Origin of the sequence: Paenibacillus konkukensis (genome assembly GCF_023523925.1) — a bacterium.
In the GTDB taxonomy this organism is placed as follows: domain Bacteria; phylum Bacillota; class Bacilli; order Paenibacillales; family NBRC-103111; genus Paenibacillus_S; species Paenibacillus_S doosanensis.
Map to the genome: position 1 here is coordinate 3,761,843 of NZ_CP027059.1, position 14,486 is coordinate 3,776,328.

Below are 14,486 nucleotides of genomic sequence, written 5' to 3' on the forward strand. Positions count from 1 at the left end.
AGATCAAATTATAATGAAAGTAGCGCTTCCCGAATCATTTCGGGTTTATGCGGCCAATGAAGTTCGACTGCCAGCCCCAATCTTTTACATATTGCGACGGGGATTCCACTCTTTCCTAGATCAACCATGCATGTTCCTGCAGCATCTTCAAAACCTATACACGTTATCATACACGAACCGTTTGCAAAGGGAAAGCGACTGACAACTTCAAGGAAAGGATCGGATGAGATGGTCAAAAAAATCAAATGGACGCTGTTCGCGGCGCTGCTCCTGCTGCTGGTAGGAACCGGGTATTATACATACGCTTTTTTGCATTTCGCCAATAACATTCAGTCCAAACCCGAGAATACCAAGCTGTTTAGCGGGGTTACGGCCCAAAACACGACGAAAGTATCCGAAACCTATACGCCGCCCAAATGGGAAGGCAAACAGCGCGTCAATGTCCTGCTTCTGGGAGGGGATTCCCGCGGACTGAAAAAAAATGAAATTCCCCGATCGGACACGCTAATGGTCGCTTCTATCGATCCGATAACGAAAAAAGCGTATCTGTTCTCTATTCTTCGCGACACGTATGTCAAAATTCCGGGTCAAGGGGAAGACCGCATCAATGCGGCTTTAGCGTTAGGCGGACCGAACCTGGCGATGAAGACGGTCAGCGATCTGCTCGGCATTCCTATTCAATATTATGTATATACCGATTTTAAAGGCTTTATCGCTTTAGTGGATGCCATCGGAGGGATCGATATCGACGTCGAGAAGGATATGAAATATTCCGACTCCGAGGACGGCCACGAATACGATATTAATTTAAAAAAAGGGATGCAGCATCTGAACGGCAATACGGCGCTGCAATATGTCCGGTTCCGCCACGATGCGTTGAGCGATTTCGCCCGAACGGAACGGCAGCGTAAATTCATACAAGCGGTCGTGGATAAAATGCAGTCGACGGCGTCGTTAATCAGACTGCCCAAAGTTTTGAACAGCATCGATCCTTATATCGAAACGAATTTGTCAATGACCGATATGCTGAAGCTCGGTACGCTCGGCTATGAAGCCAAGACGGAAGGCATGGCCAGCGAACAAATTCCTCCGTCCGGGCTGCTGCTCGAAAAGCGCGTCGGCGGCGCGGAAGTGCTGTCCGTCAATAAAGATAAACTGCAGGCTTACATCCGCAACTTGTTTGACGAGCAAAACTCGGACGAAACGAGTCCCGTTCCCGCTTCCAAGGAGAAGCCGAAGAGCGGTCCTACGACCAGTAAAAGCAGCGGATCGGCCATCTTGTCAAGTACTCCCAGCGGTTCCGTCTACCGGTAGCCGCTGGGCAAGCAGCCGCATATTCGCTTAGAGGAACCTTGAGATGCGATCCAAGCTCAGGTTCCTTTTTCCTTCATTTTCAGAAAACGGGCATTTACAATATAATAGAGAGAAGCACTTTGTCGGCCATCGCTTAAGGAACTGCATCTTAATTTGAAGGAGATGTTCGGAATGATTCCTATTTATACGGTTGATGCCTTTACCTCCTCCCCTTTTTCAGGAAACCCCGCGGCGGTATGCGTGGTACAGGAATTCCCTCCCGACGATAAATGGCTTAGGAAGGTTGCGGCCGAGATGAACTTGTCCGAGACCGCCTTTCTATGTCCGATGGATCAAGTCGGCAACTACCGTTTGCGTTGGTTTACTCCGGCGGGAGAAGTGGATTTATGCGGGCACGCGACCTTGGCCAGCGCTCAGGTGCTGTGGGAAAGCGGCGTTGCCTACCGGATCGAGCAGCTTCGCTTCCATACGCGCAGCGGCCTGCTGACCGCCAAGAGAGTCGACGGCGGCATCGAGCTGAATTTCCCGGCGGAACCCGTATCTCCTTGCGAGGCCCCGCCGCAGTTAGCGGAAGCGATAGGTTTCGAACCGAGGGCCGTATACAAGAACCGGATGGATTATTTGATCGAGCTTCCAAGCGAGCAGGCGGTGCGGGAGTTTCGGCCGGATTTCAGAGCGCTTAAGGAGCTGCCCGGAAGAGGCCTGATCGTAACAAGCCCGGCGGACGATCCGGAGGTCGATTTCGTCTCCCGCTGCTTCTTCCCGGCCCTCGGCATCGATGAGGACCCGGTCACCGGATCGGCTCACTGCGCGCTGGCTCCGTACTGGAAGGAGAAGCTCGGCAAAACCCAGTTCAAAGCCAGACAGCTCTCGTCCCGGACCGGCGAGCTGAAGCTCAGGCTGTCGGGAGAACGCGTGCTTATCCAAGGCCAAGCGGTCATTATCGTCAAAGGGCTGCTGCTGCATTAAGAGCAGTCCCTGGCTGCAAGGCCCATGCCTTTGAGGAAACCGTCTTTCGACGTCCTTTTCAAAGAGGCGCGACCGCTTCTTAGCGGAAATTTTTATCGCCAATCCAACCGGAGTTCATACGCGATTTGTCGCTGTAAATATCTTAAACATTCTGATGCGGTAAGAAAAGGAGTCCTTATTTATGACATCGCCATCCATACAAACAAAAAACCGGCCTCGTTCGGAGGCACTTTATAAAGAAGCGCTGCAGCATATCGTCGGCGGGGTGAACAGCCCCTCCCGTTCCTTCAAGGCCGTCGGAGGAGGCGCGCCCGTCTTCATGAAGCGCGGGCAGGGCGCTTACTTCTGGGATGAGGACGGCAACCGCTATATCGATTATTTAGCGGCCTACGGCCCGATCATCCTGGGTCACGGCCATCCGCAAGTGACCGCCGCAATATGCCGCGCCGCCGAAAACGGCACGCTGTACGGCACGCCGACGGAGCTTGAAATCGAGTTCGCTCGCATGATCAAATCGGCGATTCCGTCGCTCGATAAAGTGCGCTTCGTCAACTCCGGCACCGAGGCCGTCATGACGACGATCCGGGTGGCCCGAGCTTATACCGGACGCAACAAGATCATCAAATTTGCCGGCTGCTACCACGGCCATTCCGATCTGGTGCTTGTCGCCGCGGGGTCGGGCCCGTCGACCCTCGGCATCCCGGACAGCGCCGGCATTCCGATGAGTATCGCCAGCGAGGTCATCACGGTGCCGTTCAACAACCTCGAAGCGCTGCACGCGGCGCTTGAGCGTTGGGGCGAAGACGTCGCGGCGGTGATGGTCGAGCCCATCGTCGGCAACTTCGGCATGGTCATGCCGAAGCCCGGCTTCCTCGAAGGGCTGTGCGCCGCCGCCCGCAGCCACGGCTCCCTCGTCATCTACGACGAGGTGATCACTGCGTTCCGCTTCCATTACGGAGCGGCGCAAACGTTCGATGGCCTTCAGGCGCCGAGCCTCGCGGCCATCGAGCCCGACTTGACGGCCCTCGGCAAAATCATCGGCGGCGGGCTGCCGATCGGGGCCTATGGGGGCCGCAAGGACATCATGGAGCAGGTAGCGCCCTTGGGCCCGGCTTATCAAGCCGGAACGATGGCGGGCAACCCTGCTTCGATCTCCGCAGGCATCGCGTGCTTGCAGGCGCTCGCCGAGCCGGGAGTGTACGACCGGCTCGATCAGCTGGCCGCCCGGCTCGAGGCCGGCCTGGCCGAAGCCGCGCGCGAGCACGGCATCGCGCTGACGATCAACCGTATTCGCGGCGCTCTCTCCACCCATTTCTGCGATCATCCGGTGACCGATTATGATGAAGCGCAGAATACGGACGGCGAGCAATTCGCCCGCTTTTTCCGGCTCATGCTGGAGCAGGGCATCTGCCTCGCTCCGTCCAAGTATGAGGCATGGTTCATGACGACGGCTCATACCGAAGCCGATATCGCCGAGACGATCGAAGCGGCCGGACGAGCGTTCTCAGTGATGTCCGCCGCCGGCAGCGGGGCGCACAAGTAGCCCGAGGCCGGACACGGCCGGAACAAACCGAATAGAAAAAATAATGCAATGAATCGCCGCTTCCCGCGGCGGTTCTTTTTTTAACACCACCGTCTTAAATGAAATGTCCGCCGCCGGGATAAGAACGATGTGTGCGGCCGCAGCATAATCTAATAAAGCAGCGCCCACGCAACCGCAGCGGACCGATGTAACATTTGAGGACATAGAACAATTGGGGAGATTCTTTTTTCCGCAATCGGTTCATCTTCGCAGTCGTGGGCGGACGTCCTATTGGGCGAATCTGCACTCGGCTCCGTTATTTTCAGAGTTTTTTTCTCCAAAGATGATTTTTTCAGTAAATAATGGTTATTTTTAAATGGTAAAAATATTTACAACATACTGGTACCAAATATGCTGATATTTCCCATGTCAGCTTTTTTCAAATAAAAAACGAACTTTCGCCTTGTCCATGTAATGTTTTGTTCGCTTTTATAAACATGCCATAAATGTGAGTTTTTTGCCTTTATTCACCAATTATGCAAAATAGACAGCGCTTACAGGGCCCGTTTCCATTCAAAGTTCTATTGTGCAACCAGCAATTTCGTGATATTCTATAAATACTTTATTTGTAATAAAATCGGCTAATTCATAAGGTTTTTGGCATGTTGGCCGTATCGATATGCGCTCATTTTGACGAGGTGGGCACATTTTATTTTTTTGTTGCCTCGCACACCAACGCTTTACAGCGCCTACGACAAGCAGCAGCGGAGCCTAATTATGCAGAAAAAATGAATTTTTATACATTACATGCAATGTAATGTATTGGATGAATTGAGTCTGCTTTGTTATCGCCGCAAGAACATGAACAAACCTTGCTTAAGACGATTTAGACCCGCATACTTTTTATGGGAGGTGACGGTCAGCCTGCTGACCACAAAAATGAATGAAATAATGCGTAACGAAGGCCGTTTTCAGAATTTGTTAGGTACTGAGCACGACAGCTGCGGTATCATCTGCATCGTAGAGAAGGACGGTTTCCCATCTCGCGATAATATTCAGAAAACGATTGATGCCCTTGTCAAAATGGAACATCGTTCGGGCTTTATTAACGGCGAAGGCGACGGATGCGGTATTTTGACCGACATTCCAAGAGCGCTTTGGGAGAAAAAATTGACGGATGCCGGTCTGGACGGCAAACTCGCTTATGACGAGCGTTTCTCTGTCGCCCATATCTTCGTTCCTCGCAAACTGGATATTTCGGTGGCCGACATGCAGCAAGGCATTCGCGAGCTGTTCGCCCAATTCGAGGTTTCCATTATAATGGAACAAGAAAATCAGGTCGACAGCAGCGTGCTTGGCGAGAACGGCCGCAACGACGAGCCTACCTTCTGGCAAATCGCCGCGATCTGTGACAAGAAAGAAGTTGTAGTGGCGGACCATCTGTTCGAGCTTCACGTAGCTATCGAAAACCGCTGTACCGTGCACGTAGCTACCCTCAGCAACGTAACCGCCGCTTACAAAGTGATGGGCGCCGCCAGCATTCTTCCTAAATACTACAACGATACCCGCGATCCGTTGTTTGCTGCTCAAGTCACCATCGGTCACAACCGTTATTCCACCAACACGCAATCCAGCTTCTTCCGTGTACAGCCGTTCTCGTTGCTCGGCCATAACGGAGAAATCAATACGGTGAAGAAAATGCGCCTTGAGGCGGACATGGTCGGCGTCCAGCTCGTTGAGAGCGGCAGCGACTCCCAAGACATGAACCGCACGATCGAGACCTTCATTCACCGCTTCGGCATCAGTCTGTTTGAAGCTATGGAAGTCGTATTCCCTCCTATTATCAACGAAATGAAACAATTCCGTCCTGAGTTGCAAGACCTTTATGTATATTATCGTCAAATTTGGGGCCATTACGCTCAAGGCCCGGCCGGTATCGTATCCCGCTACGGCAACGAATGTATTTTCAGCGTCGATGCGCTCGGTCTTCGTCCGGTATGGATGGTAGAGAGCGAAACATCGCTGTACTTCTCCTCCGAGCAAGGCGTCATTACGGTTGACGAGATGGTAGCCGATCCGAAACCGATCGCTCCGGGCGAAAAAGTCGGCGTCATTCTTACGCCGGGCGAGCACGTCCAAGTCATTCCGTATTCCGCCGTGCAAGATCTGGTGTACGAGCGTGCCAGCAAACGAATTCAGTTCCAAGGCATGCGCAAGCATCTGAAGGATGAATTGCCTGCAATCGAAGCGGCCGCTCAGGAAGATGTTGTCGTTACCGATGCGCTGTACAGCTCATTTGGCTGGGACCGCGAAGGCATCCAAATGATCGAAACGATGTCCGAAACCGGTGCAGAACCGATTCGTTCCTTAGGCCATGACGGACCGCATGCATGTATTAACTGGGAGCGCCAGAATATTCCCGACTTCATCAAAGAGAGCGTAGCCGTCGTAACGAACCCTGCGATTGACCGCGACCGCGAAATGGAGCATTTCTCCACCCGCGTCGTTGTCGGTCCTCGTCCGAAAGTATACGGACAGCCGGACTCCCGCCTCCGCGTCGAGCTGCTGACGCCGCTTGTATTGGAAGGCAGCAACGGCATCGACTCCTTGGCAGAGATCGGGCAACCAAGCTTTGAGCAGCTGCGCGCTTTGTTCACAGCGCAAGGCGAGCAAGCCGTAACGACGCTGTCGCTTACGTTCGCCCGCGGAACATCCTTGAAGGACGCTTTGGACCAACTGGCCGCCGATGCTATCGCTGCGGTGAAGAACGGTTCCGTGCTGCTCATTCTGGACGACGCCGGTACGCATCAAAACGACCGTCTGTTCATGGACCCGCATCTGGCCGTTTCCAAAGTCGACATCGCACTTCGCGCGGAAAAATTGTCGCTCGGCGACAACCTGCGCCGTCAAACGACCGTTGTGCTGCGCACGGGCGCTATCCGCAATCTGCATGATATCGCGGTTGCCTGCGGTCTTGGCGTCGATATCGTATCTCCGTACTTGCTGTTTGCTACAGCCGCAAACAAGAACGGTGCTCCGGCCGCACGCAAAGTGTACGCCGCTTTGACCAAAGGCTTGGAGAAAGTGATCTCAACCATCGGTACGCACGAGCTGCGCGGTTACACCCGCTTCTTCTCGTCGATCGGCCTGAAGCCGGAAGTATCCGATGTGCTGGATATCGTCAACTACTTGGGCAGCGATAACGCAGGTACCGGCTTTGCCGAGCTGGAGAAGGACGCGGAAGCCCGTCATATGGACTTCTCGAATCCGAAAGCCAAAGCGGCCCGCAATTTCCACTTTTTCCAACGGATGTGGAAGGCTCTGGGCGAGGCGGCTGCAGGAACGGCGCCTTACAGCGACTACCGCGATAAGCTGCGCGAAGAAGAAAAACGCAATCCGATTTCCATCCGTCACGTTGCCGACTTCAACTTTGACAAGTCGCATCAGGAAGGCCGCAAGCCTCTGGACCCTGCTCAAGTCGATATCGGTATCGGCGGTCACGATTTGCCAATGCTGATCTCCTCCATGTCGTTCGGTTCCCAGAACGAAACCGCGTTCCGCGCTTATGCGGAAGCCGGCGAGCGTCTGAACATGGTCACCATGAACGGCGAAGGCGGAGAGATTAAAGATATGCTCGGCCGTTACAAAAGAACGCGCGGCGCGCAAGTCGCATCCGGACGTTTCGGCATCAACGTGGAATTGGCTAATGCCGTAGCCTTCCTTGAAATCAAAATCGGCCAAGGCGCTAAACCGGGCGAAGGCGGTCACTTGCCGGGTTCCAAGGTTACTGCTAAAATCGCTGCCGCACGTAATGCGACCATCGGTTCCGATTTGATCTCGCCATCCAACAACCACGATATTTACTCTATCGAGGATTTGGCGCAAATCATCTCCGAGCTGAAAGAAGCAAGCGGCCGCAAAGCCAAAATCAATGTTAAAGTTCCTGTCGTTCCGGGTATCGGTACGATTGCCGTAGGTGTTGCCAAAGCGGGTGCAGACGTCATTACGCTGTCCGGCTTCGACGGCGGTACCGGTGCGGCTCGTATCCACTCCTTGACGCATGTAGGCCTGCCTACCGAAATCGGTACGAAATTGGCTCACGTCGCTTTGATCGAAGCAGGACTTCGTCACAAAGTCGAGCTGTGGTCCGACGGCGGCTTGAAATCCGGCGCAGACGTGGTCAAAATGATGATGCTCGGCGCCAACCGCTGCGGATTCGGCAGTATTTCCATGCAGGCTATCGGCTGCACCACATGCCGCGGCTGCCATCTGGACACTTGCCACGTCGGTATCGCAACGCAAATCGACTCGATGGAGGAAGCCGAAGAAAAAGGTCTTCGCCGCTTCGTGCCGCGCGTCTTTGAAACGGCGGTCGATTCCCTCGTTCGCCTGTACGGAGGCATGGGTCAAGAAATCCGCGAGATCGTCGCTCAACTCGGCTTCTCCAGCGCGCAAGAGCTTGTCGGCCGTTCCGACCTGCTGCAGCAAATTAGCTGCCTGGATAAAATCGACTTGTCCGACATCCTGCGTCCGGCTCCGCTTTCCTTCGCTGCCGCTCAAGATGCTCAGCTGGAAGCAGCGGCTGCGGTATCCTCCGATATCCGTATCGCAGCCGGTGCCGAAGGTCAAGAATTTTTCCCGGATTCCTTGTCCTTCGACGCTCCAATCAGCCGCAGATGGTCCAAAGTGGACGCGGAATCCCGCATTTTGGGAAGCCGCTATGCCAGCCATCGCGTCAGAGACCGTTTCGACGGAAGCTATGACGAATTGCCTCCGGTATCGCTCACATTGACGGACGGTTCCGTTCCCGGTAACGGCCTCGGCGCATTTAATGCCCGCGGCGTCGACATTACCGTTCACGGCGGTGCCGAAGACGGCGTCGGCAAAATGGCATTCGGCGGTAAAGTGGCGATTCTGAAATCGCCTGGCACTCACGGCCAGTTCATCAACGGTTCCGTAGGTAAGTCGTTCGGATACGGAGCGCAAAAGGGCTTGTTCCTGATCCAGGGCAATGCGGATACTCGCGCCTGCATCCGCTTCTCCGGTGCGGACGTTGTCTTCGGCGGCGAAATTACGTCCCCTCTCGAAGATGAGCTCGGCGGTCTTGCTGCCCGCGCGAATCTGAAAGGCTTCGCGTTCGAGTACATGACCAACGGCCGCGCCGTCGTACTGGGCGATCCGGGTCCATGGATTTGCGCAGGGATGACCGGCGGCGTCATTTACCAACGCCTGAACCCTGAAATGGGTATGGACATTGCGGCTATCGAACGCCGTATCGCCAAAGGCGCGAAAGTGAAAATCGAGCCGGTCGGTCCGCAAAGCATCAAGGATCTGAACGAACTGCTCGGCGCCTACCACCAAGAGCTGCTGGCTTCCGGTCAAACCGAAGCCGCCGAGAATACAGCTTACTTGCTGGCGAACCTTGAAACCAGCTTCGTGCGCATCGCGCCGGTTAACCTGCAAGCCGACCAATCGGTCGCTACCGAATAAGTTCATTGGCTTAAATTAAAAATCCCACAGGAGCCTTCGCGTTCCTGCGGGATTTTTTGTTATGCGTACGGCGAGGTGCAAAGGACTTCCTTATGCATTTTCATTTTCATTGCCGTTCCCGTCACACACATTCGTTCAGCGATTAATGCCCTTACGTTTCGTGCAGCCTCTAGGATCATTGAACCCTTCGCCGGCGGCGCCCATATACTATGGAGGAAACAGCTGACGGAGGAGTGAACAAGTATGACTTATCCTTGCTATTCAAATCCTTATCCGGTTATGTATTCGCCCTATCCCGCTTGGTATACAAGGGTTCCTATGCCGACAACGGACCCGGGCAATGTGGAACAATTTCAATACGCGGCTAAGCAGCTGCTTACGCCTGCCGCCGAAATGCATCAATTCATGAACAGCGTCGCTTTCAATCCCGGGTTCGCCAAACAAATAAAAGAAGCCGCCGCCCAAAATAAAATTCAGGACGTGAACCGTCTTATCCATACGGCAGGAATCCGGACCCCCTATACGGTCGGGTTTAATCCCAACGGGATTACCTTACAATTCCAGCCTCCCGGGCCGTCGCCATGCTTTAGCATCCGCCTGGCTCTTTGCTGGTAGTTTGTGTCTGACCGCGAGCCGACCCAACGCGCGCATTGCGCCGCTGCGCGGTGGTCGGTCGAACCCCGGCAGCCGGTCAGCATGTACATACCGAATCATGAAAGAGCATCTAATTCGAAGCGTTCCACATCCGAGTGGAATCTTGCCTTCGATCAACTTCGATCGCTCCATTAAGCTATACTTTCGGGGAAACTTCAATTAACAGCTCAAAAGGCCACCGTCTACTATGACGGTGGCCTTCTTTTTTTAAAGCGCCGCTATTATTGCTTAGCCGCGCGATACGCTTCGATATATTGAGCCGCTTTCTTTGCTACAAGGCTGTAGTTGCGCTCTTTGACCGCCTCGGTCGTCAAATCGGAACCGATCCCTACCGCCACGGCGCCGGCTTTCACCCACTCGGCCAAGTTGCTGAGCGACACGCCGCCTGTCGGCATGATGTTCGCCTGCGGCATAGGGCCTTTGATCGCCTTGATCGTCGCCGGCGAATACAGGTTGCCCGGGAACAGCTTGACGATGTCCACGCCGAGCTCCAGCGCCTGCTGGATCTCATGGACCGTCATCACCCCGGGCATGACAGGCACGCGGTACCGGTTGCACAGCGTTACCGTAGCCGGGTTCAGCGAAGGTCCTACGACGAACTCGGACCCGCTCAAAATCGCAGCACGCGCCGTCTCCGGGTCCAGTACCGTGCCTACGCCGATGATGGCGTATTTGGACGGGTCCTGCGTCGTGCTGGAATATTTCTTCGCAAGCTTCTCGATCGCTTGCAATGCGAACGGCACGGTCATCGTCACTTCGATGACCTTAATGCCGCCCTCGATGGCTTGCTCCGCCATCTCGACGACTTCCTCCGGCGTCTCGCCGCGGAGCACCGCTACGACGCCCTCGGTTGTCATTTGCTGAAGCAATTGCAATTTTTTCATCTGGCTTCTCTCCGTTCCTTCGCTTATCGTTCCACGTGCTTCACATTGTTCAGCACCGCTTCAACCTGCTCCCAGGTCGGGATGCCCTCCCAGTCGCCTTCCATCTGCACGACCATGCAGCCGATCAGATTGCCGAGGCGAACGGCTTCGGTATGGCTGTAGCCCTTCAGCAGCCCGACGATAAATCCGGCGCAGAAGCCGTCTCCGGCGCCAACCGTATCCACTACCTGCTCCGCCTTGAAGTAAGGCACGGAGCTGACTTCGCCCTTCTCGACGACATACGTGACGTCGTCTCCGCCTTTGACGATGCTGACGGCGTCAAGCTCGCTCAGATGCTTCACGATCTCCTCGAAGCTCTCGGTTTGATAGAGCAGCTTCAATTCGTCCAGACCCGGCAGGAAGTAATCGGCTTCCTTGGCCATATCGAGCAGCACCCCGCGCGCTTCCTCGATGGACCACAGCTTCAGACGAAGGTTCGGGTCGAAGCATACTTTGACGCCGTGCTTGCGCGCCAGGCGCATCGCTTCTATAGCGGCGGCGCGGCATGATTCGCTGAGCGCCGGCGTAATGCCGGTCACATGCAAATATTTCGCCTGCTTGATATACTCCTCATCGAGATGCTCCGGCTTCAGCGTACTGGCCGCCGAATTTTTGCGATAATAGTAGACCGACGTTTTGCCGGAGACCACTTCTCTAAGCATCATGCCGGTCGGAGCTTCCGTGGTCAGCTCTACGCGGGAGACGTCGACGCCTTCGCCGCGGATTTTCTTCAGAATCATCCGGCCGAAAGGGTCTTTGCCGAGGCGGCTGAACCAGCCTACGCGGTGACCGAGACGAGCGACGCCGATCGCCACATTGCTCTCCGCACCGCCGAACAAGCCTTGAAATTGAGACGAATATTCAATGCCTTTGGAGCCGGCCGGCATCATGAGCGCCATCGTTTCCCCAAAGGTAATAATCTCCGGCTGAAACATTTGAGCGGAACCCTGTTGTGCGGCCATTAGCGGTTCATCCACCCGCCGTCAACGCAGAGCACGTGACCGTTCATATAATCGGATGCGGAGGAAGCCAGGAATACCGCCGGTCCTTGCAAATCTTCCGTAGTCCCCCAACGGCCGGCAGGGATACGCACCAGAATCTGCGAGCTGCGCTCTTCGTCCGCGCGCAAAGCTGCGGTGTTGTCGGTAGCCATATACCCCGGAGCGATCGCATTGACTTGAACTCCCTTGCTGGCCCATTCATTCGCCAACGCTTTGGTAATACCTGCGACAGCATGCTTAGATGCCGTATAGCCGGGAACATTAATGCCGCCTTGAAAGCTCAGCATGGAAGCGATGTTGATGATTTTACCGGAGCCTTGCTTGATCATTTCGCGGCCGACCAGCTGACACAGGAAGAACGTAGCGTTCAGGTTCAGGTTGATCACGTCATGCCAGTCTTGAGCGGGATGCTCGGCAGCCGGCGTACGGCGAATAATGCCCGCATTGTTAACCAAAATATCGATTTTTCCGAAGACGGACAGCGTTTCGCTGACGACGCGCGGCAGCTCCTTCTCGTCGGACAAGTTCGCTACGATCGTATGAACTTTACGCCCCAGAGCCTCGATCTTTTGTTGTGTTTCTCTATTGCGGTCATTGCTTGTAACGATAACAATATCGGCGCCCGCTTGCGCTAACCCCAGAGAGATTCCGCCGCCAAGACCTACAGCACCGCCTGTCACGATGGCCACTTTACCGGTCAAATCAAAAAAATTCATCTCTACACCTCGTTTAAACGTTTAATATAAGCTATTAACCCCTATTGCCTGAGGTTGTCCACCCTTATTATTATAAGTGAAGTACAACCAATGTGCCAGAGCGCACCTCAAAAAATCACAACCGTACCTAACTTCCCGCCGTCGGCGCCGCAACGTCCGGATCTGCGCGGCAAGCCCTGAGACATCCCCTATCAATCATTTGTCAATTCCCTTGATCGCCGCTAATACCGATGGCACGCGCTACAGCGCGCACAGCTCGACTTCGAAGCCCAAGTCTTCGATCATCCGATGGTCCTCCGTTGCTTCCTGTCCCGCAGTCGTCAAGTAATCCCCGACAAAAACCGAGTTGGCCGCATACAGACCGAGCGCTTGCAAAGCGCCCAGATTGACCTCGCGACCTCCCGCTATCCGGATTTCCTTCGAAGGGTTGATAAGCCGCATCAGTGCGAGCACCTTGAGACAATACCGCGGATTCAAGTCTCTGTAACTCTCCAGCGGGGTTCCGGCAATCGGATTCAAAAAATTAACGGGAATCGAATCGGCGTCCAGCTCACGCAGTGCAAACGCCATTTCAACGACCTCGCGGCTCGTCTCACCCATCCCGATAATACAGCCCGAACAGGGCGACATGCCGGAGGCTTTGGCTTGCCGTACCGTTTCTACCCGGTCGTCGTACGTATGAGTCGTTGTAATCCGGGGAAAATTCGCTCTGCTCGTGTTGAGATTATGATTGTAGCGATCGACTCCCGCCTCCTGCAGACGCATCGCCTGTTCATCGGATAAGATACCGAGGCATGCGCATATTTTCATAGGCATCGCCTGTTTTATCTCCCTCACCGCTTCGATAACCTGGTTCAACTCCCGGTTGGTCGGCCCTCTGCCGCTGGCCACAATGCAGTAAGTGCCAACCTTCAGTTCCATCGCCCTGCGAGCTCCGTCGATCAGCGTGGCCTTGTCGAGCAGCGGATATTTATCGATCGGCGCCGCTGAAACTATCGATTGCGAGCAGTAGCCGCAGTCTTCGGGGCATAAACCGCTCTTGGCGTTAATGATCAGATTCAGCTTCACCTTGTTGCCGTAATAATGCCTCCTCACCCGATAAGCGGCGTGCAGGATCGCCAGCACCTCTTCGTCTACCGCTTCCAGCACGGATAATCCTTCTTCCATCGAAAGCAGCTGTCCGTCTATCGCTTTTTTTGCGAGCGCATTCCAATCCGTATGTACTTGCAGCACCATGATTCTCCTCCATCCCGCCGCAGCATCCCCGGGTCCGTCCGTAACCGGCTCTATTCGGAGGCTGCAGCACAAGTTCCTTTTCACACATGAATTACCATCATTATCATGGCAATTAGACATAATTGTCAACCTAAATATTTTATAATAAGTTGACAATCGAGGTCTTCGGGACTAAAAATACGAACGAAAACGGGAACAAATGAACCTGCAGCAGGTTTGCCTTTTGGCCGCCGTCAGGTGGAAGCTGAATAGGACTGTCGCCTTATTTTCCGGAAAAAAAGTGAATAAATAAGCGCATTTCGCTGATCTTTTTCATAGAATCGAAGATTTCCTTCTTGCATTCAAGGATGGAAGAGATTAGAATAATACGCAAACAAATACGAACACTTGTTCTTATTCAAAGCTATGTGTTTGCATTCACGACGTCGGCTGCCGCCTTGTATTGTCGGGAGTCGAAACTATGGGAAAGGGGTTGTTTTGTTTGCATGACAGGCCGCAGTCCGATTCCGGTGCAACGTCGCTGCACATGTTTGACCGGCATGGCGAAGATCCGCCCGCTTCCACTTTCAAGCCCTGGAACCGATTCAAGAAGAAAATGACCGCAAAAAAAAGAGACCGACAGCGCCAACTGTCCGTCTCTTCCCGCGGCCTTCCTGATGTA

The 14,486-nt window shown here is 54.3% G+C and carries 9 protein-coding genes; 5 read left to right on the plus strand and 4 right to left on the minus strand.

All coding sequences use genetic code 11. The features are described 5' to 3' along the window. Positions 1-228: 228 nt before the first annotated feature. The 5 genes from SK3146_RS16045 to SK3146_RS16065 all read left to right on the plus strand — a co-directional run bounded on the left by SK3146_RS16045 (position 229) and on the right by SK3146_RS16065 (position 9,910). A complete protein-coding gene (locus SK3146_RS16045; protein WP_249865961.1) occupies positions 229-1,314 on the plus strand; it encodes an LCP family protein in 1,086 nt (361 codons plus the stop codon). 171 nt (positions 1,315-1,485) lie between these two features. Beyond that, entirely contained in the window at positions 1,486-2,283 is a 798-nt protein-coding gene (locus SK3146_RS16050) for a PhzF family phenazine biosynthesis protein (RefSeq protein ID WP_249865962.1), read from the plus strand. A gap of 181 nt (positions 2,284-2,464) precedes the next feature. Beyond that, positions 2,465-3,826: a glutamate-1-semialdehyde 2,1-aminomutase gene (locus SK3146_RS16055; protein ID WP_249865963.1), complete on the plus strand. Its 1,362-nt coding sequence runs from the start codon at positions 2,465-2,467 to the stop codon at positions 3,824-3,826. A 930-nt stretch (positions 3,827-4,756) separates the two neighbouring features. Continuing rightward, complete coding sequence (locus SK3146_RS16060) at positions 4,757-9,295, plus strand: glutamate synthase-related protein (RefSeq protein WP_249866320.1); 4,539 nt, start codon at positions 4,757-4,759, stop codon at positions 9,293-9,295. 318 nt (positions 9,296-9,613) lie between these two features. Then, a complete protein-coding gene (locus SK3146_RS16065) occupies positions 9,614-9,910 on the plus strand; it encodes a YuzC family spore coat inner layer protein (RefSeq protein ID WP_249865964.1) in 297 nt (98 codons plus the stop codon). Between the two features lie 260 nt (positions 9,911-10,170). Here SK3146_RS16065 and SK3146_RS16070 read toward each other — a convergent pair whose 3' ends face one another. The 4 genes from SK3146_RS16070 to bioB form a co-directional block, all read right to left on the minus strand. Next, positions 10,171-10,833, minus strand: a complete 663-nt coding sequence (locus SK3146_RS16070; protein WP_249865965.1) for a bifunctional 2-keto-4-hydroxyglutarate aldolase/2-keto-3-deoxy-6-phosphogluconate aldolase — start codon at positions 10,831-10,833, stop codon at positions 10,171-10,173. 23 nt (positions 10,834-10,856) lie between these two features. After that, complete coding sequence (locus SK3146_RS16075) at positions 10,857-11,834, minus strand: sugar kinase (protein WP_249865966.1); 978 nt, start codon at positions 11,832-11,834, stop codon at positions 10,857-10,859. After that, positions 11,834-12,589 carry a 2-dehydro-3-deoxy-D-gluconate 5-dehydrogenase KduD gene (gene kduD / locus SK3146_RS16080; RefSeq protein ID WP_249865967.1) on the minus strand — a complete coding sequence of 252 codons (756 nt, stop codon included), beginning with the start codon at positions 12,587-12,589 and terminating at the stop codon, positions 11,834-11,836. Before kduD ends, SK3146_RS16075 begins: the two co-directional genes overlap by 1 nt. Positions 12,590-12,829: 240 nt before the next feature. Then, a complete protein-coding gene (gene bioB, locus SK3146_RS16085) occupies positions 12,830-13,825 on the minus strand; it encodes a biotin synthase BioB (RefSeq protein ID WP_249865968.1) in 996 nt (331 codons plus the stop codon). Between the last annotated feature and the right edge of the window lie 661 nt (positions 13,826-14,486).

Coding starts and splice junctions, on each gene's coding strand:
- SK3146_RS16045 (WP_249865961.1), top strand. CDS start 229: ATGGTCAAAAAAATCAAATGGACGCTGTTCGCGGCGCTGCTCCTGCTG.
- SK3146_RS16050 (WP_249865962.1), top strand. CDS start 1,486: ATGATTCCTATTTATACGGTTGATGCCTTTACCTCCTCCCCTTTTTCA.
- SK3146_RS16055 (WP_249865963.1), top strand. CDS start 2,465: ATGACATCGCCATCCATACAAACAAAAAACCGGCCTCGTTCGGAGGCA.
- SK3146_RS16060 (WP_249866320.1), top strand. CDS start 4,757: ATGCGTAACGAAGGCCGTTTTCAGAATTTGTTAGGTACTGAGCACGAC.
- SK3146_RS16065 (WP_249865964.1), top strand. CDS start 9,614: ATGCCGACAACGGACCCGGGCAATGTGGAACAATTTCAATACGCGGCT.
- SK3146_RS16070 (WP_249865965.1), bottom strand. CDS start 10,833: ATGAAAAAATTGCAATTGCTTCAGCAAATGACAACCGAGGGCGTCGTA.
- SK3146_RS16075 (WP_249865966.1), bottom strand. CDS start 11,834: ATGGCCGCACAACAGGGTTCCGCTCAAATGTTTCAGCCGGAGATTATT.
- kduD (WP_249865967.1), bottom strand. CDS start 12,589: ATGAATTTTTTTGATTTGACCGGTAAAGTGGCCATCGTGACAGGCGGT.
- bioB (WP_249865968.1), bottom strand. CDS start 13,825: ATGGTGCTGCAAGTACATACGGATTGGAATGCGCTCGCAAAAAAAGCG.